We start from the raw sequence: 20,636 nt of genomic DNA, 5'->3' as shown, positions 1-20,636 counted from the left end.
CGGCAGCAAACCTCGCCACGCGGTGAATCAGGCATACCGTGGCCTCATGATTGCGACCGGTTCCCGGTCGATCGCGGGACAAGCCACGCTCCTACAGGTTTTGCGTAGCACTCCAATAACAACTAGAGCGCACCCGGATGGATTACGTCATCGGTGTCGACATCGGCACCCAAAGCACCAAGGCATTGCTGGTCGATGGTCAGGGCCGGATCGTCGCGCAGCACAGCCACAGTTATAAGGTCGACACCCCCAAACCGCGCTGGGCTGAGCAATGGCCACAGGTCTGGCTCGACGCCGTGGAAATCTGCGTCGCCGCCTGCATGCGCAAGAGCGCGTTGCCCAAAGACAGCGTCAAAGCCCTGTGTGTCAGCAGCCTGTACGGCGGCTCCGGCATTGCGGTCGATGCGCAGATCAAACCCTTGTACCCGTGCCTGATCTGGATGGACCGCCGCGCTGAGGAACAGGTCGAGTGGGTCAATCAGCACGTGGATTTGGAGCGGCTGTACGCGATCACCGGCAATGCGGTGGACAGTTATTACGGCTTCACCAAAATGCTCTGGCTCAAGGACAAGCAGCCGCAAGTCTGGGCCGACACGCGCTACCTGCTGCCGCCCAACAGCTACGTCAATTACTGCCTGACCGGCGAGGTTGCGGTGGACCACAGCTCTGCCGGCAACATCGGCGGCGTCTACGACGTCAAGGCACGGGGCTGGTCGGCAGAGATGCTCGACGCGCTGGGCATCCCGGCGTCGATGATGCCCGAGCGGCTGGTTCACTCCGGTGAGGTGGTCGGCGGTCTGTTACCCGAATGGGCCGATCGGCTTGGGCTTAGCCCTGACATTCCGCTGCTTGGGGGCGGGGTCGATGCCGCCATGGCGACCTTCGCCGCAGGCGTTACCCAGGCCGGCAACCACGTGGCCATGATCGGCACCAGCATGTGCTGGGGCTACCTCAATCAGCAGGTCGATGCCCGGCATGGTCTGGTCAGTTTTCCCCACGTCTTCAACGGCGCCAAAGACCTCTACATCTTCGGCGGCGCGATCACCGCCGGCGCCTCGGTCAGCTGGTTTCGCGAGCAGTTCTGCCAGGCCGAAGAGCAGCAGGGTCGCGAGAGCGGCGAAGACAGCCACGTCATACTCGAACGCGCCGCGATGAAGATTCCGGCCGGCAGTGACGGCGTGCTGTTCCAGCCTTACCTGATGGGCGAGCGCAGCCCGGTGTGGGACGCCAGAGCCAGCGGCAGCTTTGTCGGGCTGAGCCTCTATCACAGCCGGATTCACCTGTACCGCGCGGTGCTCGAAGGCGTCACGTTCGCGCTTCGGCACAACATCGAAGCGGGCACAAAAGGCGCGCAATCCCTGGACCCTCGGCTGATCGTGGTCGGCGGCGGCAGCCACTCGGACCTGTGGATGCAGATCATCGCTGACGTCACCAACTTCCCGGTCTACACCATCGTCCAGGAAGTCGAAGCGGCGCTCGGTGCAGCTTTGCTCGCCGCCCACGCGGTCGGTCTGGTGGACGAGGCGCAGGTTCATAAAGGCTGGGTTCAACTCGAGCGCCGGGCCGAGCCTCAAGCGGAGAACGTCGAGTTGTATTCGCGACTGTTCGCCGATTACGTGGCGCTGTATCCAGCGCTGAAACCGATCATGCATCGCTTGCAGGGAGCGTGACTGTGAACACGGCTCAATTTGATTTCAGCGGCCAGCGGATGCTCGTCACCGGCGCCAGCAGCGGTATTGGCTGGGAGGTCGCGCAGCAACTGCTGAACAGCGGCGCCGAGGTGTATGCGATGGGCCGCGATGCAGCGGCGCTGGAAAACCTGGCAGGGCAGGGCTGTGTGGCGTTGCGCGTGGACGTGGCCGATCAGCCTTCATTGGCCGCAGTGTTGGCGGACTTGCCGGTGATGCACGGGCTGGTCAACTGCGCCGGGATTTCCATACTGGAGTCCGCGACCGAGGTGAGCGCCGGGGCGTTCGATCAGGTCATGGCGGTCAACGTGCGGGCAGCGGCGATGATCGCCGGGGCGGTGGCGAAAAAGATGATCGCCGAAGGCGTGGCGGGGAGCCTCGTCAACGTGTCGAGCCAGGCTTCGTTGGTGGCGCTGGATGACCATCTGAGCTATTGCGCGTCGAAGGGCGCGATGGACGCCATGACCCGGGTGCAGTGTGGCGAATGGGGTCGCCACGGGATTCGCGTCAACAGCGTGAACCCCACTGTGACCCTGACGCCCATGGCGCAGATGGCCTGGAGCGAGCCGAGCAAACGCGACCCGGCGCTGGCGGCGATTCCCCTCGGCCGCTTCGCCGAAACCGCTGAGGTCGCGGCCCCAATCCTGTTCCTGCTGAGCAGCGCAGCGTCGATGATCAGCGGTGTGTCGCTGCCGATTGATGGGGGATATACGAGCCGCTAGAACGCAACTCGCAATGGTAAGAGCGTGGCTTGTCCCGCGATCTGCCGGGCACCGGCAGCAAAGTCTGTCGACGCGGTGAAACAGAAATACCGTACCGTCTGTCATCGCGACCGGTTCCCGGTCGATCGCGGGACAAGCCACGCTCCTACAGGGGACCGCGTCGAGTTGGGGAGGGTAAGAGTTTCACGGGAGAGGTTTGGCGATGAGTCGATAATAAAGGCTCACCCGCTAACGCCATTCTCCAGCTCCCCGACAATCACCACCTGCGCCTTCGGCAGATGCCGATCCTCGATTCGCTCCAGCAGCAGTTTCACCGCGCTGCTTCCCGCCAGCGACGCATCGTGGGCGATGCAGGCGATGGGGATGCCGAAGATGTCGGCGAAGGGCAGCCGGTCAATGCCGCAGATGGCCACGCTGTTGTGGGCGATGTCGCGGTCGCGCAGGGCTTTCATGGCGCCCAGGGTGATGAGCTGGTTGAAGCCGAAAATCGCGTCCGGTAGCGGGTGGTCGCGCAGGTAATCCAGTGTGCTCTGATGCGACGGCTCCAGCGTGTAGTCACCGGCAAACACATCCACTTGCACCGGCTTGCCGCTCTCGGCAATTGCCGCCTTCACGCCCTTCAGGCGTTCCTCGGAAATCCGCGAATGCGCAGGGCCGGTCAGCACCAGCATGCGGCGCATCGACGGGCTTTGTGCCAGTAGGTAACGGGCGCCTTTCAGGCCGCTGTGATAGTTGTCGAGCACCACATGGCTGAACGGGCTGGCAGGCAGCGCGCGGTCCAGTTGCACCACGGGAATGTCGCCGTTGCTCAGGCGACTGAGATAGACCGGCTGGTACGCCGGCTCGTCCGACACCGGCGACAGCACGATGCCGGCCACGCGGTAACTGAGCAGCGTATCCACCGCCTTGGCCTCGAGTTCTTCAGAGCCGTCGGTGTCCACCAGCATGATGGTGTAACCACGGGTTTTCGCCTCGCGGGAGATCGCCTTGATCATCTCGCTGTAGAAGGGGTTGTCCACCGACGCGGTAATGACACCGATGATCATGCTCTCGCTGCGCTTGAGGCTGCGGGCAAAGGCATTGGGGACGTAATCGAGTTCTTGCGCCACTTCCAGAATGCGCGCCAGGGTGGCGGGCTTGACCAGATCGGGTTTGTTCAGCGCCCGGGAAACAGTGACAGGCGTCATGTTCACGCGGCGGGCGATGTCGGAAATGGTGACGGGGGTTTTCTTGCTCATGGGCGATTGGCTGCCTGAAATCCGGGACAACCTGCGGGGCAGTCGCATCCCTCCAAAGAGTGCCAAGGCTAGCACGATGGAGGGCGCCAAAGGGATGCCGATGTCGGGCCTGACAGGCAAACCGATGGCTTTATTTTCGGGCGTTGGCCGAGCGTCCGATGACGCTCGGCCAACACGCAGGCGCCGGGTTTAGATGCTGGTTTCCATGGCCTCGGCGACGGCACGAGGTCTGGCTTTGACGGGCATGGAAATCTGCAATTCGGTGAACTCGTCAAAGCGCGAAAGCTCGCGGCGCAGTTCAAGGATGTAATCCAGCGCGCCGCTCAGGCAGATGCTGTAGGCCAGCAATTCGACGCCTTCTTCGACAGTGGTTTTCGCCAGTCGCGCGTAGCCGCCCTGAAGGATGCCGTGCCACAGCGAGCCCATGCCGAAGAGTCGCGAGAAGATCAGCACCAACAGGCCCGCCATGACGAAACCGAAGGCCGGGCGCACTGAAAAACGAGCCAACCCCGAGACCACGTCGCGCCACGCGTTCCTGTAACCCAATGCCTTATAGACGCAGGTACCAGCCGTCAGCAGTGCAGGCCACAGCCAGAAACTGTGACTGATCGGGTCAAACAACCCGTCCAGCTCACGGATCAGCATGCAGGCGAAGAAGCCGCCAATCAGGATGCCAACGCCACGTTGCCCTGGCTGGCGCGCCGAAAGCCAGAACACACCGGCGATGAGCGCCAGCATGACTTCCTGGCTGACCTCGGTGAACGAGGTTTCGAGAATGTCGGTCTTGGCGACAAAGATGTCGATGAACACCATGCCGATACTGAAGAGCGTCAGCGTCAGCATGACGGCGAAACGCATCAGTGCTGACTTAACAAGTTGTAGATCGTTATTCACACGTTTTTCACTGTTGAGCGGGTATTAAGGCCGGGACTCTAAAGAACTTTTCCGGGTTAGCCAAACGGCCGCTTAGTGCTCTCTTTTAGTTATTCTTCCATTCAGTAACAGTCTTTTGCGGTATCCGGTATTGCGGTTTTTTAAATCTGCCCTGTTGGCCTGATTGTTCTCTCAATATTGTTGCGTTAGGGCGTTGATCCGCGCGAATGGGCGAGACGCACGCAAAGTCAAAGTGTTTAACCTGATGATGAATATTTTCACGCATACATCAAAACTGCCCTGAGCATGAGCCCCGATAACGCTTGCAGGTCTACCTTGCCTGGCCGGTATCAGCGACACTGCGTGTCTTGTTTATACCGGTGCCCGGAGCGCTCATGTCTTTGCCTGCTTCTACCTCCACGCGCGACTTCATCTTCGCCGCCTGCGCGTTGCTCATTGCCATGGTCGGCACCACGCTGCCGACGCCGCTGTATGCCCTCTATCAACAGCGGCTCGGCTTCGACGCCAGCTGGCTGACAATCATTTTCTCGATCTACGCGGCGGGCGTTATCGCAGCGCTGCTGGCGGTGGGCAGCTGGTCCGATCAACTGGGGCGCAAGCCGTTGCTGCTGGCAGGGCTGGCAATGGGGGCGATCAGTGCGGTCATCTTTCTGTTCAGCGATTCGATTGGCGGCCTGCTGACAGGACGGCTCTTCTCCGGCTTCAGCGCGGGCATCATGACCGGCACGGCCACCGTGGCCGTCATCGAGCTGGCCCCCAAGACTTGGAAGAACGCCACGTTGGTGGCCACGGCCGCCAACATGTTCGGCCTCGGCATCGGGCCTCTGCTCGCCGGCTACACATCCCAGTTTCTGCCGGACGCGCTGCACCTGGTGTTCTACGTGCACTTGGGCATGCTCCTGCTGGCGACGGTCGGTATCGCGCTGATTCGCGAAACCGTGCAGCGTCCGGCGGTGCTGAAACTGGGCATTCAAAAGCCTTCCGTGCCGGCGTCCGTGCGCAGCGTGTTTATCTCCGCGTCCATCGCCGGGCTGGCGGGTTTCAGCGTGGCAGGCCTGTTCACCAGCATGGTGCCGTCGGTGATGATTCACGTCATGCACGAGCAAGGCGGGCTGTTGATCGGCGCGGTCATCGGCTTGTTCTTCGTCGCGTCGATCATCGGCCAGGCGCTGCTGCAGGTGCTGCCGAAGGACCGGCATATGACCCTCGGTTGCGTCGGGCTGATTGTCGGCATGATCTGTCTGGGACTGAGCATTGCCACGTCGCAGCTGGGGCTGTTGATCGCGGCGGGTCTGGTGGCGGGTATCGGCCAGGGCATGATCCTGCGCGCCGGGATGGGCGCGGTCACCGCCAGGAGCCCGCCTGATCAGAAGGCTGCCGTGACGTCCGCCTTCTTCGTGGTGCTTTACGTGTCGATTTCGGTGCCGGTGGTGGCGGTGGGTTTCAGCGTGCGAGTGTTCGGGCTGGAGCATGTGGGCGAATTCTTCGCCTCGTTGGTGGCGGTGGTTGCCTTGCTGGCGATGATCAGCATGAAACGCGTGCAGTCCAGACAGGCCGCTCTGTCGGCGTCCAGGAGCTGAGCAATGAGCGTCAAAATCGGCTTGATCTCGGACACCCACGGTCTGCTGCGCCCTCAGGCACTGGAGGCGTTGCAGGGCTGCGATTACCTGATCCACGGCGGCGACATCGGCAAGCCGGAAATCCTCGACGCGTTGAAGGCCATCGCGCCGCTGACGGTGGTGCGAGGCAACAACGACACCGATGACGCCTGGGCTTGCGACGTGCCCTATGAGGCGGTTTTGCGGATTGGCGACGTAGGGATTTACACCACGCACATACTGGCCGACGTACCGAAATCGCTGCCGGATGGGATACGCGTGGTGGTCACCGGGCACTCACACCGACCCTTGCAGCAGATGCGCGATGGCGTGGTGTTCATCAACCCGGGCAGCGCCGGGCCGCGTCGCTTCAAGTTGCCGATCACGGTGGGTCTGCTGCACATCGACGGCGATGAGGTGCGCGGCGAGTTGATCGAGCTGGCGCTCAAATAAGCCGCCGGGCATCCAGCTACTTCGCGATCGGGTCCAGGCCACTGGCTTTGATGGCCGGGGCCGCTGCCGATGAACTCAGGAATTCCAGAAACTGTTTCGCCTGTTCAGGGTGTTTGCTCTGAGTGACGACGCCTGCGGAGTAGAGGGTCATCTGCTGCGCCTGGTCGGGGATCAGGCCGATGATGTCGATACCGTCCACCGGCTTGAGCTCGCTCAGCTGTTGAAAGCCAATCTCGGCGTCTCCCCGTGCCACGACTTCGCCGACGGGCTCGGCGGGGATCATGCGGCTTTTGCTCTGGATCCGGTCGGCGATGTGCATCTGACTGAACAGCACACGGGACAGGTACACGCCGCTGGCGCTGTCCGAGTACGCAATGCTTTTAGTGTCCAGCAGGGTCTGCTTGAAGGCTTCCATGCTGCTGATGTCAGGGTGCGGCGCACCATGACGCACGGCCATGGCGATGTAGGATTTGCCCAGATCGACGCGGGTTTTCGGATCGACCTTGCCGTCCTTGATCAACTTGTCCAGCGCTGCACCGACCATCAACACCACGTCGGCCGGTTCATGGCGGGCCAGTCGGTTGGGAATGGCCTGGGGCGTCGCGCCCATTGACGGCGCGACTTCGCCCTGCAGCTTCACACCCGCGCGCTGTTCGTAATCGGGGGCTACTGCTTTGAACGCGCCCATGATTCCGCCGGAACTCAGTACGATCAGCTGGACAGGTGCAGGTGCCGTGGCGGCATGGGAGAAGGCGACTGGAACGAGGGAGAGGGCAGCACTGAGGAGATAAGGCAACATTCTTTTCATGGAGATAAATCCGGCGTTGGAGATGAATATGACGAAATAAAACAGCGCGGGCAGTATGTGGCAATTGTAGGATCAGTAAATCCCTTTCTTGCCAACGCACCCGCGCTGTTCGTCTTCAACCCCTTGCACCGCCTGCGCCGGGCGGCTTTTCGTCCGACGCAGATAAAGCCGGTTTACACCTTGAAGTGACTGACCAGCATTTGCAGCTGATTGCCCAGTCGTGCCAGTTCGACGCTTGAAGCGGCGGTTTCTTCGCTGGCGGCAGCCGTCTGTTCAGACACGTCGCGCACGTTGACGATACTGCGGCTGATCTCTTCGGCCACCGAGCTTTGTTGCTCGGCAGCTGCCGCGATCTGCTGGTTCATGGCCTGAATGTTCGACACCGTCTGGGTAATGCTTTCCAGCGACGTCCCGGCCTTGCGGGTCAGGGTAACCGAGCTGTCAGTCAGGTTGCGGCTGCTGAGCATGATCTCCGACACCTGGCGTGTGCCGTTTTGCAGTGCGGCGACCAGGCCTTCGATCTCTTCGGTGGATTGCTGAGTGCGTTGCGCCAGGCCACGGACCTCATCGGCGACCACGGCAAAACCGCGACCGGCTTCACCGGCACGGGCCGCCTCGATTGCCGCGTTAAGGGCCAGCAGATTGGTCTGCTCGGCAACGGCTTTGATCACGTCCATGACCTTGCCGATCTTGTCGCTTTCCTGTTCCAGCACGGACATCGCGTCAGTGGAACGGACCACTTCACTGGCCAGTTTCTCGATCTGTATGATCGCTTCGCCCACCACTTTGTCGCCTTCCCGTGCCTGCTTGTCAGCGGCGGAGGCGGCAACCGATGCCTGCTCCGCGTTGCGCGCGACCTCGTGAACAGTGGCTGACATTTCGTGCATCGCGGTGGCGACCTGGTCGGTTTCGACTTTCTGGCTGTTGACCCCGGCGCTGGTCTGTTCGGTCACCGCCGACAGCTCTTCAGCAGCGCTGGCAATTTGCGTGACGCTGTCACGAATGCCACCGATCAATTCGCGCAGCGTGGCGCCCATGCGCTGGATGCCCATTTGCAGAACGCCCAGCTCATCTTTACGGGTCACGACCATGTTGTGGGACAAGTCGCCGGAGGCAATGCGGTCAACGACAGCCAGGGTCTGCTGAAGCGGACGGGTGATCTGACGGGTAATGATGATCGCCGCCAAGGTGCCAAGGATCAGCGCCAGAAGCGTGCCGGCCAACTGCAGCATACGGGCTTGCTGAATGTCAGCCTGGCCCAAGGTGTTCTGCAGATCAGTGAGCTGTTGTGCCAGCTTGACGATGACACCCTGTTCCTCGGTCATCTCTGTGCGCGCAGCATTGATATTGCCAGTGGCGAGCTTGAATCCCTGCACCGAGTTGCGATAGCCGATCAGCGCCGCTTCCAGCTGCTTCAGGCGCTCGGCCTGAGTACCGCCAAACATGGCGTTGAGTGGGGCGAGGCCGTCAAGGGCGACGGTCAGTTGGCGCATGGCCGCTTCCTCAGTTTTGGCCGAGACGCCGGCGGTGTAGCCGCGCACTTCGTAGCGCACCAGCATCACGTCTTCGCGGGCTTTAATGACGGCCTGGTACTGCTCGGAACGACGTTCATCCGTAGGGTCGAGCTTCATCACATCATCGTTGATCGCGGCAATCAGCTCCGCTGCTTTTACCGCGTCGACGCCCATGCTATCGCGCACCCCGGCGCTCGCCTGGTAGGCCTCGCGCATTTTTTTCAACGAGGTCTCATAAGCGCTGAGTTGCTCGCCCATCGTTTTGATGAGCGGCACATTCTGTGGGTTAGTGAACGTTTTTTGCAGAAATTGCTGCTGCGCCTTGAATGCGTCGAGCGCGGTCTGAACGCTTCGCGCGGCCACTTCGTCGCCGTTGCTGAGCATATATTGCAGGCGCGTCACCCGCAGGTCTGTGAGCTTCTGGCTGAGCTTGGTGATATCACCCACCCATTGGCTGCGCAAGCTCATCTGGCCCAAGCTGTTCCAGCCCACCAGGGCCAGCAGGGCAGTCAGTACAAGCACGACGCCGAAGCCGAGGGCTAGCTTCTTGTTGACGCTGATATTGGCCATCCAGCTGTTCATTCCATTTCTCCAGAATCCGTAATATTTGAAATCGTCAGCTGGAGTTTTTTTGTTATGGAGCCAGCAAAACATTCATGTGTACGAGTGCATCGGCAGGTTCGCGAGAATCTGAAACCGATGTAGGAATTGTCCGACAGTCGACGGCGAGGCTGGCAGCAAAGTATTGACGGGTGTCGTTGCTACTGCGACCAGAAATCCTCAAAGTGACTCATCGGTCACTACTGACAAACGCTGGCGTCAATCTTTGCGCCGTCGGATGTACCGGACATGAAATATTTCAACTGTTGATAAGCCGGCCAACCCCCTACCGTGTAAAGGCCACGAGAATTCGCGGCCGCCAAAGGCGTTTTCTCACTCAGGACGGGGCGTTGGGCCATGGGATCAGTTCAGCGATTTACGACGCTCGACAGCTTCAGGGGCGTTTTCGCCTTGCTGGTGGTGTTCTACCACCTGCATGTCGTGGGCGCTTTCATCGAGCTGCCGTTTTTCCGCAGAGCTGACATCCTGCTTAACTTCTTCTTCGTGCTCAGCGGTTTTGTTCTGGCCCACTCCTATGGGCTGAAGCCGCAGTTCGGTTTCAAGCGTTTCGTTATCTCGCGCCTGTTCCGCCTGTACCCGCTGCACGTGGTGATGCTGTTGGTGTTTATTGGCTTCGAAGGCGTGCGTTGGGCGGCCTGGAAGAAAGGCTTCACCCTCAACAACGTGCCGTTCACCGGGCTGTTCGACCCGACAGAGATCCTGCCCAATCTGCTGCTGTTGCAAGCCTGGACGCCGCTCACTGAGACCATGTCGTTCAACTACCCGTCATGGAGCATCAGCATCGAGTTCTACATCTACATGCTCTTTGGCGCCCTGTGCCTGCTTTCGCTGAGAAGCCGTTTCGCGATGTTTGCCTGCGTGGCCGTCGTCGCGTTCACGATGATCTTCACCGAAAACGAGCCGCTGGTCTGGCGTGCGATGCTGGGTCTGTCCTGCTTCTTCGCCGGCAACATCACGTACCTGGCCTACTTGCTGGTTCGCGACCGATTCGTGCCGGTGCGCTGGCTGATGACGGTGTTCGAAGTGGCGCTGACGGGCACCACGTACTGGATGGTGATGAACGACTACAGCGACCGCTCGCCCATCGCCAGTCTGACGTTCTGCGTGCTGGTGCTGGTGTTCGCGTTCGAGGCCGGGCTGGTATCGACGTTCCTGAAAACCGCCGTGTTCAGGCTGCTGGGCAAATTGTCGTACTCCATCTACATGACCCACGCCGCGCTGCTATTTTGCCTGTCGACGGTGTTCATCGTGGCGCAGAAGCTCACGGGCCGCGACCTGGCGCCCATGATCAATGGTCAGCGTTTCATGGACACCGGGTCAGAGCTGGGAAACAACGCGCTGGTGGTCGCCGTCACCCTCGTGGCGATCGGCCTGGCTGCCTTGGCTCACACGTACATCGAACTGAAGGGCGTCGCGTTGGGCAAACGGATGGTCGGGCCTTCGCAGGGCAAGGCGCCGGTCAATCAGGGGCTTGGTGGTAGCTTGAAGCCGCAGGTCGATCGCGCGGCGTGAATCCGTAAGGGTTGCGCTGAGCCTTACTCGCGGCGCAACCAGTCAACCATTCCCAGCCCTGCCGCGCGGCCGCTGGCGAAACAGGCGGTGAGCAAATAGCCGCCGGTGGGCGCCTCCCAGTCGAGCATCTCGCCGGCGCAGAACACGCCGGGCAGCGACGGGATCATCAATTGCTCGTTCAGCGCTTCGAACCTCACCCCGCCCGCCGTGCTGATGGCCTCATCCAGCGGGCGCGGCTTGATCAGTGGCAGCGGCAAGGTCTTGATCGCCATCGCGAGCAGGGCCGGATCAGCGAATGTCGTCGCGGGGGTGAGCTCACGCAACAGCGCCGCCTTCACGCCGTCGAGCCCTAACTGACTGTGCAGATGCTTGGACATCGAACGTGAACCGCGCGGTTTGCTCAGGGCCTTTTGCACCTCGGCGATGGTCTTGCCGGGCAGCAAATCAATCTCGACCGTGGCCGAGCCTGATCGATTGATCGCCTCGCGGATCTGCGCGGACAGCGCGTAAACGAGGCTGCCCTCCACGCCTGTCTGGGTGATTACGCATTCGCCCAGTCGAAGGGTGTGCCCCTCCAGGCCCATCGCGATGTTTTTCAGCGGCGCGCCGGCGAACTTGCTGAGCAGCAGTTCGCTCCAGGCCGAGACCTCAAACCCGCAATTGGCAGCCTGCAGCGGCGCGATCCTGACCCCGCGGTGTTCAAGCAGCGGTACCCACGCGCCGTCCGAGCCCAGCCGCGACCAGCTTGCCCCGCCCAATGCCAGCAACGTGGCGGCAGGGCGCAGGGCAAGTTCACCTTCAGGGCCGGCGATCCGCAGCGTATTGTCGGCATTCCAGCCCATCCATCGGTGACGGGTGTGGATAACTACGCCGGACTCCCGCAGCCGCTTGAGCCAGGCGCGCAGCAGTGGCGCGGCTTTCATGTCGGTGGGGAACACGCGGCCCGAACTGCCGACGAAGGTCTGAATGCCCAAGCCGTGAATCCACTCGCACAGCGCTTCGGCGCCGAAGCTGCGCAGCATGGGCGCGATCAGCGGGGCGCGTTCGGCGTAGCGGGACACGAACGCAGGTGGCGGCTCGGAGTGGGTGATGTTCATGCCGCCCACGCCGGCCAGCAGGAACTTGCGCCCGACCGAGGGCATGGCGTCATAAAGATCCACCTTGAGCCCCGCCTGGCTCAGCACTTCAGCGGCCATCAGGCCGGCAGGGCCGCCGCCGATGATGGCGACTGTCTGGGTGCGTGAAGTGGCGGGTAGCGTCATGGCTAAGCGGACATTGGTTGAGTGAGGGGCGCGCATTCTACGCGAGCTTCGTGAAACGCAGCCACCCTGTGGAAAACTAATCGATCAAAAAACGTACAGTATTCTCCAGACCCAGTGTTATCAGGGGATCGTGGCCTTGCGCTCAGGTTATCCACAGGCGGTTCCACAGCGGATGTGGGTAAGTTCTGTGGTCAATCAAAGCCCGCGCTCCACCCACACCCGCTGCGCACTGTGGTGCAGAATGCCGTGCCGCCGGGCGAGTGCTTCGCGGTCCTTGCTGTAACCACCGCCAATCACGCCCATCACCGGAATGTCGCGGCCCAGACAATGACGCATCACCGCCTCGTCACGGCGGGCAACACCTGCGTCCGTCAGCTGTAGGTAACCCAACGCATCGTCCTTGTGCACATCCACGCCGGCGTCGTACAGCACCAGATCTGGCCGATACAGCGGCAGCAGGTAATTCAGCGTGTCGTCGACCACCTTCAGGTAATCGTCATCCCCCATGCCCATTGGCAGCGGAATGTCCCAGTCACTTTGGGCCTTGCGCGCGGGAAAGTTCTTCTCGCAGTGCAGCGACACGGTGATCGCATCATCGGTGTGTTCGAGGATCCGCGCGGTGCCGTCGCCCTGATGCACGTCGCAGTCGAAAATCAGCACCCGGTCGACGCGTCCGCTGTGCAGCAGGTACTGACTGATGATCGCCAGGTCATTGAAGATGCAGAACCCGGCCGGGTAATCGTAATGGGCATGATGGGTGCCGCCGGCGAGGTGACAGGCCAGCCCGTGTTGCAGCGCCAGTTCCGCTGTCAGCAAAGAACCACCTACCGCCCGCACCGTACGTCGGGCCAGATCCTCGGTCCAGGGCAGGCCAAGACGACGTTGATCCTCGCGCGACAGCGCGCCTTCCATATAACGGCTGATGTAGCCGGGGTCATGGGCCAGCGCCAGGATGTCCGTTGGGCAGACCTGCGGGCGAAACAATTGAGCATCTGTTGTCAGGCCGCTGTCGATAAGGTGGTCGCGCAGAAGTCTGAACTTGTCCATCGGGAAGCGATGGTCCGGCGGAAAGTCCGGGCTGTAGTCTTCGTGGTAAATGAGGGGCAGGGGCATGGTGTGCACGCGTCTGGTTCGAAGGGGAATCTTGCCAGTTCTGACGACCACCGCACAGCGATTTGCCTGAGCGGGAGAATCGCCAGCCGGCGGGTAATTTGAAAGGCGAGGCACAGGGAGACGATCGATGGAGCCGATTCTTGAGCTCAACAGCGCACGCTTGTTGATGCGTCAATGGCGAGATGATGATTTGCCGGCTTTCGCGCAGATGTGCGCCGATCCCCAAGTGATGCGCCATTTCCCGCAGCCCTTGAGCCGCATGGAGAGCGCCAAGCTGATTGGCCGCGTGCGCGGGCATTTTGCCGAATACGGTTTTGGGTTCTGGGCCCTTGAGCGCAAGGACACCGGCGAATTCATCGGTTTCACCGGTTTGAGCGTGGTGGGCTTTGAAGCGGCGTTCACGCCTGCGGTGGAAATCGGCTGGCGCCTGGCTCGCGAGCATTGGGGCCTGGGTTACGCCAGCGAAGCCGCGTGGACGGTGCTCGGCTGCGGTTTCGAGCACCTGGATCTGGATGAAATCGTGGCGTTCGCGGCGGTCAACAACCTGCCCTCGCAAAAGGTCATGCAGGCCATCGGCATGCGCAACGATCCGGCCGACAACTTCAATCATCCCAAATTGCCCGAGGGTCATCCCCTCAGGCCCCACGTGCTGTATCGCATCAACCGGCCAGGCTGGCTGGCGACCCTGTGATTCGCTGCGGGAATCGGGCTACAAACCTCTGTATCATTTCGTCCCACTTCCATCTGCGCCGACCTTCGGCGCCCATGGCCTGATTGATGCGATGACGGTCGGCGAGACGACCGTGTGAGGAACCCTGAATGAGTCACGTGCTGGATGATCTGGTGTCGCTGTTGAGCCTGGAGCCGATCGAAGAAAACCTCTTTCGCGGGCGCAGCCAGGACCTTGGCTTTCCCCAGCTGTTTGGCGGTCAGGTGCTGGGGCAGTCGCTGTCGGCGGCGAGCAAGACGGTCGAAGACGCGCGCCATGTGCATTCATTGCATGGCTATTTTTTGCGCCCCGGCGACGCGCACCTGCCGGTGGTGTACCAGGTCGACCGGGTCCGTGACGGCGGCAGTTTCAGCACGCGCCGGGTGACGGCGATTCAGAAGGGGCAGCCGATCTTCACCTGCAGCGCGTCGTTCCAGTACGACGAAGAGGGCTTCGAGCACCAGACTCAGATGCCACAGGTGGTCGGCCCCGAGAGCCTGCCGTCGGAGCTTGAACTGATGCGTCAGCGCGAGCACCTGATCCCCGAGCACATGAAGGACAAGCTGCTGTGCCCCAAGCCCATCGAATTTCGCCCGGTCACCGAGTCTGATCCCTACAATCCCAAGCCTGCAGACCCAGTGAAGTATGTGTGGTTTCGCGCAGACGGCACGTTGCCCGACATCCCCGCGTTGCACCGCTACATGCTCGCCTACGCCTCGGATTTCAATCTGTTGACCACGTCGCTGCTGCCCCACGGCAGGACGGTCTGGCAGAAGGACATGCAGATCGCCAGCCTTGATCACTCGCTGTGGTTCCACGGCGAACTGCGCGCCGACGACTGGCTGCTCTATGCCATGGACAGTCCATGGGCCGGCAACGCGCGCGGATTTTCCCGCGGAAGCGTGTTCAACCGCGCGGGCAAGCTCGTGGCTTCCGTCACTCAGGAAGGTTTGATTCGCCACCGCAAGGATTGGTCATGAGCCTTAAACAGGTACGCCACTGGGTATTCGACATGGACGGCACGCTAACTGTCGCCGCCCATGATTTTCCGGCCATTAAACGGGCGCTGGATATCCCGCAGGAAGACGACATCCTCGGGCATCTTGCTGCGTTGCCGGCCGACGTCGCAGCGGCCAAACATGCCTGGCTGCTGGAGCACGAGCGCGCGGTGGCGATTGAGTCCAAACCCGCGACGGGGGCTGTCGAGTTGGTGAGGGAGCTGGCAGGGCGGGGTTATCGTCTGGGCATCCTGACCCGTAATGCCCGGGAGCTTGCTCACGTGACACTGGAAGCCATCGGCATCGCGGACTGCTTTGCGGTGGACGACGTGCTCGGTCGCGACGAAGCGGCGCCGAAACCCGATCCGGGAGGCCTGCTGAAGCTGGCCCAAGCGTGGAATGTGAAGCCGTCGGACATGGTGATGGTGGGTGACTATCAGTTCGACCTGGCTTGCGGTCGCGCAGCTGGGAGTCAGACCGTGCTGGTCAATCTGCCGGAAAACCCGTGGCCCGAGTTGACCGATTGGCATGCGGCGGATTGCGTGGCGTTAAGAAAGATGATTGAAGTGAAATAGGACGCGCATTCAAATAGTAGGACCGACTTTAGCCGGGAAAGCGGCAGGCAATTCACTACAAAATGAGTGGTGTACGCACCGGCCTCTTCCCGCTTAAAGCAGGTCCTGCTAGCGCAGTGCTCTCAATTCGCCTTGAACAACGCCGTCTGACCTTCAGGTGAAGTGAACATCGCTTCGCCGTTATGCCCGACGTTTTTCACTTCCACCAGGCGCTGATTCAAGCCTTCCGGATGACGCTTGGTCAGGTAATCGAAGTAGTTGTGACCACGGGCCAGACGCTGCGGCCCCTGGGCTTCGGCGCCACAATCCTTGTCCAGCGCCGGGTGCTCTGGATCGGTGTCCAGTTCGCCCAGCAGGTAAGTAATGTCGCGCTTCACGTAAGCAGCCTCAAGCTCGGCCGGTGTTTCCTTGCCGGCATAGGCTGGCAGCTTGTTAAGACCGTACTTCCAGGTGTCGAAAGTCGGGCAGCTCGCCGCATCGACCGGCAGCGGCCGGGTCGCGTCGAAATACGCATAAGAAGACGGATTAGCGATCACATAGCGCAGCTTGATGCCTTCCTTCTTCAGCAACGCATCCTCCTTGCCGCCGATCATCGCGTAACGCTGCACCACCTGAGCACCGCCGGAATGCCCAGCGATCACAATCTCCTTCAGATTCGGGAACAGCTTGCTGTCGCTCAGACGCTTGAGGATGTGATCGATGACCACAAACGAGCTGACTGGCTTGGGGCCCAACGACTTTTCGCCTGCCATCCAGTCATTGGCGTGCCAGCGCAACACCGATTCTGGCAGGCGGTGCTGTGAAATGTCTTTCTCATCGAGAAATTGCGGCGCGATCAACAGCGTTTTCGAGCGCTGATGCGACTGGTTGGCCGCGCGCTCGACGCTGCGCAGGTAGGTTTGCGCGTTGCGCAGCCGACCGTGAAAGACAATGACAACCCGCTGGACCTGCGGGCTTGGACGAACCCAGCTCTGACTCAGGCCGAGCGTGGCCTGGGTGGTCCCGTTGATCTGAAGCCGGTCGGGGCTGATGGATTTAACCGCCTGATCCGCCGCATGAGCATTGAGGCTCATCAGGGTGCCCAACAACAGGATCGAAAGCGGTTTCATCATGTGATCAGAGGCTCTTGGCGGCGAATGTATCGCATTGGTTGATTTGTCCTGCGGCAAAACCTGTCTTGAACCAGCGCACGCGCTGAGCAGAAGTGCCGTGGGTAAACGAGTCTGGCACGACCCGGCCCTGACCCTGTTGCTGCAAGCGGTCGTCGCCAATGGCATTGGCGGCGTTTAGCGCCTCTTCAATATCACCCGGCTCCAGCCAGTTCAAACGCTTTTGTGCGTTGTTGGCCCAAACGCCTGCCAGGCAGTCAGCTTGCAGCTCCTGACGCACCAGCAAACCGTTGTCACCTTCCATTTTCATGCCGCGTTGGCGGGCGGCGTCAACTTTAGCCGAAACCCCCAGCAAGGTCTGCACATGATGGCCAACTTCGTGCGCAATCACGTACGCCTGAGCGAAATCTCCCGCCGCCTTGAAGCGCTGACTCATCTCACGGAAAAACTCCATGTCCAGATAAACGCGCTGGTCAGCCGGGCAATAGAACGGACCGCTCGCCGAAGATGCCGAGCCACAGGCCGATTGCACCCGACCGCTGAACAGGATCAGCGTCGGCGCCTTGTACTGGCTCCCCATTTGCTGGAAAACCTGCTGCCACGTGTCTTCGGTGTCGCCCAAGACAGCGCGCACGAAATCAGCCTGCTCGTCATTGGCCGGCGGCGCCTGGCGCGTTTGCGGATTGACCGCGGCGGTTTGATCCGAACCCATCTGGCCGGTGATCTCACCCAGAATCCGCATCGGGTCCTGGCCGGTCAGCAGACCAATCGCGACGATGATCACGATCCCGCCAAGCCCCAACCCTTTGCCGCCAATGCGCATCCCGCCGCCACCGCCGCCCCCGGAATCGCCACGTGCGTCCACGACGTTGTCACTGCGACGTCCTTTTTTCCATAGCATGGGGGAATCCTCTTTTGGTCGTGTGGGAAGTGTAGACGGCGGGCGTGCGACGTCTGGTCTGCTGGACTAAGAGAGGAGAGGAGGGGGAATAGTTCGCGAATCGGTTCCTCAGAGGTATTGCTCACCTGCAGAGCTGCTTGGTGGGGGTTGGCAGCTTGAAACCTTATTTGTGTTTTTCAACCTGCGGAGAAGTAGACCCATGCCAAGGCAGCGCCCTTTGAATGCGTTAATGAGGCGCGCAAAAATAGTAGAGCAGTCCGCTACTCACGCCGATGAGAATCATCGAGCCATAAATTATCCGCACTCCCCACAGCAGTCGGGGAGGCAATTTGAGCAGCTTTTGCCTGGGGATACGTTCCTGCCTCCAGAAGATCTCAGGTGCGACTGCAACCAGCATCACGAATGTTTCCCTCATTCTTCGTCCGAAAAGGCTGTCTCCGCAGACCGCTCTGTTCAATGAAAACATCTCGATATCACACAGGTAGTCTTCGATCTTTTCCAGATATATGTAGAAGAATATATGGGCCACACAATGTGGGCGGCGGTGAGCAATAGTATGATGAGTGAGAGTAGTCCAGTCGGGATGTCATCCATCACGATGTCCATTCATAGAGATACTTTTCGGTCATTTTTGTCACTTCTCTCACTGTGCTGTGATAAAGGCATAACGCCCGATCATGCATACAAATACTGTATTTAGAATGATGTGGAGCCAGAGTATCCAGGCCCTTAAATGTGGTGGGACTCTTAAGTTTGCGTCTTTTGAAATATCTCCACGGAGGTACATCAAATTCGGAAAAGTAAGGAGGACAGTCACCATGTTCATGCGCATCTGTCTTCCGATAATGCCGTCGTCCCACATCCTTCGAGCATCAGATATGCATCTGCAGTCATTTAGATGGACTAGTTTCACATCTGATAGCAGTTCCTCCATAGTGGCTAACTTACCGAGCTGGAAGTAAATCATTATGATGATATTGGCGAATATGCTTCCAAATACCGCCATCACCCACCAGGCCTTCTCGAGCATAATCATTTTGTTAGCCAGGCCAATATAGCCAAGCAGGTACAGTTAACGAAAAGCCAGCTGTATATTCCCCAGATCCTCAATTTAAGCTGGAGAGGCACAGAGTGGTGAGCATTTTTTGTGATGTGGCCTCGCCGATACATTGCTTTGGGCAGCGTAATGACTGTAACTACCATGTTTAACCGCATTTGCCTGGCTATTAATCCTCCTTGCCAAAGGGCTTTGGTGTCACTGATGCACGTGCAGTTAGATAGTCGGTTTTCAAGATGGTTAATGTTTCGATAGGTGAACCATGCCATGAGGAGGTTATTGATCCACATTGATATTATTAAAGTCAGTCCGAGCAGGCCAGTAGTCGTAGGGCAAGTCAGGTGTTTAACCTTATAGTAATTCACGATCGGGCAGAATTTTTTACTATCTCAAGGATTCCCTCCCCCCTATCCGTCGAGTTGGCGCGACCCGTGACTGCTCAATATTCAAGAAATCAGAAAGCTAACTCTGTGATTGAGATTTCGAAACCGCCGACTAAAACTATCATTTGAGTTGGCCGCACTTTGTCGCTGTTTAGCCGTGTGGCGCACGAAAATAATAGAGCAATCCCCCATAAACGCTTATGAAAATCATAGAGCCATAAACTATCCGCACTCCCCACAGCAATCGGGGAGGTAATTTGAGAAGCTTTTGCCTGGGGATGCGTTCCTGTCTCCAGAAGATCTCTGGGGCCACTGCAACCAGCATTACGAAGGTTTCCCTCATCCTTCGTCCGAGAAAACTGTCTCCGTAGAACTCTCTGTTCAAGGAAAACATTTCAATATCGCATAGATGGTTTTCGATCTTTTCCAAATTGATGTAGAAGAAGATGTAGTAGCCGGCGAGATGTAAGGTCGTGATCACTGTCAATATCAGTGCCAAGAGTCCGGTGGGGATATCTGCCATTATTGGCCCCACTCATAGATGTACTCGCCGGTCAATTCGCCGACAAACCCACCAACTAGACCTCCGCTGTATCCGCCAACCACGCCGCCGACGATTCCACAGCCAATTACGCCGACTCCATAGGTAGGAACTCCCAAAACAACTGCACAAATCGAGGCTCCTGCTGACGCGCCCACTCCACCGCCGACGTGACCAAACATTGTGCTGAGGACAAATTTGCCACCTTCGATGTGTTGCGCCTTCCGACAAAACTCCTCCCGCCCCGTCGAACATGCCTCCTTGATTTCAAGGCCTGCTGAAATTGCATTCAGCCCAATCCCAACAGGCGTCCCGAATTTCAGCAACTTCGCCACTCTAGCGATTCGCCCCACCCGCGCCGCATATCCCTGGATTTCACCTGTGTGCAGATAACTCTTGGTCGACAACCCCAGCATCTTCTTAAGCGGACCTTTTTTCCGCAACCCGGTCCCCCAGCGGGCAATGCCTTCCAGTTGCTTATCAAGCGTGGCAAACAGAGCTCGCCGCTGGTTGATGAACTCCTGCCGAGCAATGGGTGTTCCGCGCGCCAGCGATAATTTGTAAAGCCGCTCGATCTCTTCCAGGGTTTTCTTCACACCTCCAAGGTGCTTGCCCCAACTCCCGGTGGCAGCGCCAGTACCCAGCGATCCATAACTGAGCATGTTCTGCAGCAGGTCATAGTTCTCGATGAGCTGGCTGCCCGCGCCTTTCACCTGACGATGGACGTTACGCGCCAGGTTCATCAGCTCGGTTTCTTCGGCTGTGAGAGTGCCGTTTGAACCGTCGCTGACAATCACCAGCTGGCCCGGCATCACCACAACGTTTCGGATATGCGCGTTGAGCACATCGAACTTCGCACCCCCGCCCACCCGGTTCTTGAGTGTGAAGTAGGTCTGTATGCGGTCATTGATAAACACATATGGCTTGGACATTCGCAGTC

General features: G+C 59.7%; 20 protein-coding genes and 1 pseudogene. 9 read left to right on the top strand and 12 right to left on the bottom strand.

Translation table 11 applies throughout. The features are described 5' to 3' along the window. The first annotated feature begins 137 nt into the window (after window positions 1-137). A complete protein-coding gene (locus IFT99_RS13925; RefSeq protein WP_192132926.1) occupies window positions 138-1,670 on the top strand; it encodes an FGGY-family carbohydrate kinase in 1,533 nt (510 codons plus the stop codon). A 2-nt stretch (window positions 1,671-1,672) separates the two neighbouring features. Then, window positions 1,673-2,410 (top strand): SDR family oxidoreductase, encoded by a 738-nt coding sequence (locus IFT99_RS13920; protein WP_192132924.1) that lies wholly within the window; start codon window positions 1,673-1,675, stop codon window positions 2,408-2,410. Window positions 2,411-2,631: 221 nt separating this feature from the next. On the opposite strand, the gene IFT99_RS13915 is transcribed toward IFT99_RS13920, so the two are convergent. Together IFT99_RS13915 and IFT99_RS13910 are read right to left on the bottom strand one after the other, a co-directional pair. Beyond that, window positions 2,632-3,648, bottom strand: coding sequence for a LacI family DNA-binding transcriptional regulator (locus tag IFT99_RS13915; protein ID WP_065987577.1), 1,017 nt, complete (start codon window positions 3,646-3,648; stop codon window positions 2,632-2,634). A gap of 189 nt (window positions 3,649-3,837) precedes the next feature. Then, the gene (locus tag IFT99_RS13910; protein WP_065987576.1) at window positions 3,838-4,506 is read right to left on the bottom strand and encodes a hypothetical protein; all 669 of its coding nucleotides are present in this window, start codon (window positions 4,504-4,506) and stop codon (window positions 3,838-3,840) included. Window positions 4,507-4,916: 410 nt separating this feature from the next. On the opposite strand from IFT99_RS13910, the gene IFT99_RS13905 reads away from it, so the two are divergent. Next, the gene (locus IFT99_RS13905) at window positions 4,917-6,122 is read left to right on the top strand and encodes an MFS transporter (protein WP_192132922.1); all 1,206 of its coding nucleotides are present in this window, start codon (window positions 4,917-4,919) and stop codon (window positions 6,120-6,122) included. Window positions 6,123-6,125: 3 nt separating this feature from the next. Continuing rightward, window positions 6,126-6,593, top strand: a complete 468-nt coding sequence (locus IFT99_RS13900) for a metallophosphoesterase family protein (protein WP_192132920.1) — start codon at window positions 6,126-6,128, stop codon at window positions 6,591-6,593. A 16-nt stretch (window positions 6,594-6,609) separates the two neighbouring features. On the opposite strand, the gene IFT99_RS13895 is transcribed toward IFT99_RS13900, so the two are convergent. Further along, window positions 6,610-7,401 carry a substrate-binding domain-containing protein gene (locus IFT99_RS13895; RefSeq protein WP_192132918.1) on the bottom strand — a complete coding sequence of 264 codons (792 nt, stop codon included), beginning with the start codon at window positions 7,399-7,401 and terminating at the stop codon, window positions 6,610-6,612. Between IFT99_RS13895 and IFT99_RS13890 the strand changes: the two genes are divergently transcribed. Continuing rightward, window positions 7,336-7,590: a hypothetical protein gene (locus IFT99_RS13890; protein ID WP_192133295.1), complete on the top strand. Its 255-nt coding sequence runs from the start codon at window positions 7,336-7,338 to the stop codon at window positions 7,588-7,590. The genes IFT99_RS13895 and IFT99_RS13890 overlap by 66 nt on opposite strands. On the opposite strand, the gene IFT99_RS26790 is transcribed toward IFT99_RS13890, so the two are convergent. Together IFT99_RS26790 and IFT99_RS26785 are read right to left on the bottom strand one after the other, a co-directional pair. Next, the gene (locus IFT99_RS26790; protein ID WP_432213743.1) at window positions 7,575-8,288 is read right to left on the bottom strand and encodes a methyl-accepting chemotaxis protein; all 714 of its coding nucleotides are present in this window, start codon (window positions 8,286-8,288) and stop codon (window positions 7,575-7,577) included. The genes IFT99_RS13890 and IFT99_RS26790 overlap by 16 nt on opposite strands. Window positions 8,289-8,429: 141 nt before the next feature. Continuing rightward, window positions 8,430-9,485, bottom strand: a pseudogene (locus IFT99_RS26785) (methyl-accepting chemotaxis protein); the annotation flags it as partial. Window positions 9,486-9,872: 387 nt separating this feature from the next. Here IFT99_RS26785 and IFT99_RS13880 point away from each other — a divergent pair. Next, window positions 9,873-11,048: an acyltransferase family protein gene (locus IFT99_RS13880; protein WP_192132914.1), complete on the top strand. Its 1,176-nt coding sequence runs from the start codon at window positions 9,873-9,875 to the stop codon at window positions 11,046-11,048. Between the two features lie 23 nt (window positions 11,049-11,071). Here the strand turns inward: IFT99_RS13880 and IFT99_RS13875 are convergent, their stop codons facing one another. Together IFT99_RS13875 and IFT99_RS13870 are read right to left on the bottom strand one after the other, a co-directional pair. Next, window positions 11,072-12,310: a TIGR03862 family flavoprotein gene (locus IFT99_RS13875; protein ID WP_192132912.1), complete on the bottom strand. Its 1,239-nt coding sequence runs from the start codon at window positions 12,308-12,310 to the stop codon at window positions 11,072-11,074. 195 nt (window positions 12,311-12,505) lie between these two features. Next, a complete protein-coding gene (locus IFT99_RS13870; protein WP_065987569.1) occupies window positions 12,506-13,423 on the bottom strand; it encodes a histone deacetylase family protein in 918 nt (305 codons plus the stop codon). A 127-nt stretch (window positions 13,424-13,550) separates the two neighbouring features. Here IFT99_RS13870 and IFT99_RS13865 point away from each other — a divergent pair, with 127 nt between their 5' ends. From IFT99_RS13865 to IFT99_RS13855, 3 genes are all read left to right on the top strand, one after another. Next, entirely contained in the window at window positions 13,551-14,114 is a 564-nt protein-coding gene (locus IFT99_RS13865; RefSeq protein WP_065987568.1) for a GNAT family N-acetyltransferase, read from the top strand. Window positions 14,115-14,242: 128 nt separating this feature from the next. Continuing rightward, window positions 14,243-15,112 (top strand): acyl-CoA thioesterase II, encoded by an 870-nt coding sequence (tesB, locus tag IFT99_RS13860; RefSeq protein WP_065987567.1) that lies wholly within the window; start codon window positions 14,243-14,245, stop codon window positions 15,110-15,112. Continuing rightward, complete coding sequence (locus IFT99_RS13855; protein WP_192132910.1) at window positions 15,109-15,705, top strand: HAD family hydrolase; 597 nt, start codon at window positions 15,109-15,111, stop codon at window positions 15,703-15,705. The genes tesB and IFT99_RS13855 overlap by 4 nt, the downstream gene beginning before the upstream one ends. 122 nt (window positions 15,706-15,827) lie before the next feature. Here IFT99_RS13855 and IFT99_RS13850 read toward each other — a convergent pair whose 3' ends face one another. The 5 genes from IFT99_RS13850 to IFT99_RS13830 form a co-directional block, all read right to left on the bottom strand. Further along, window positions 15,828-16,817 (bottom strand): hypothetical protein, encoded by a 990-nt coding sequence (locus IFT99_RS13850; RefSeq protein ID WP_065987565.1) that lies wholly within the window; start codon window positions 16,815-16,817, stop codon window positions 15,828-15,830. 4 nt (window positions 16,818-16,821) lie between these two features. After that, window positions 16,822-17,715 carry a KPN_02809 family neutral zinc metallopeptidase gene (ypfJ, locus tag IFT99_RS13845; protein ID WP_192132908.1) on the bottom strand — a complete coding sequence of 298 codons (894 nt, stop codon included), beginning with the start codon at window positions 17,713-17,715 and terminating at the stop codon, window positions 16,822-16,824. Window positions 17,716-18,358: 643 nt separating this feature from the next. Further along, a complete protein-coding gene (locus tag IFT99_RS13840; protein WP_192132906.1) occupies window positions 18,359-18,751 on the bottom strand; it encodes a hypothetical protein in 393 nt (130 codons plus the stop codon). A 555-nt stretch (window positions 18,752-19,306) separates the two neighbouring features. Continuing rightward, window positions 19,307-19,678, bottom strand: a complete 372-nt coding sequence (locus IFT99_RS13835; protein ID WP_065987561.1) for a hypothetical protein — start codon at window positions 19,676-19,678, stop codon at window positions 19,307-19,309. Beyond that, complete coding sequence (locus IFT99_RS13830) at window positions 19,678-20,628, bottom strand: hypothetical protein (protein ID WP_192132904.1); 951 nt, start codon at window positions 20,626-20,628, stop codon at window positions 19,678-19,680. The genes IFT99_RS13835 and IFT99_RS13830 overlap by 1 nt, the downstream gene beginning before the upstream one ends. Between the last annotated feature and the right edge of the window lie 8 nt (window positions 20,629-20,636).

It is taken from the genome of Pseudomonas sp. CFBP 8772, from assembly GCF_014841665.1.
GTDB classification, from domain to species: Bacteria; Pseudomonadota; Gammaproteobacteria; order Pseudomonadales; family Pseudomonadaceae; genus Aquipseudomonas; species Aquipseudomonas graminis_B.
The sequence above is the reverse complement of the archived record's forward strand: the minus strand, read 5'-3'. Positions and strand labels throughout refer to the sequence as shown.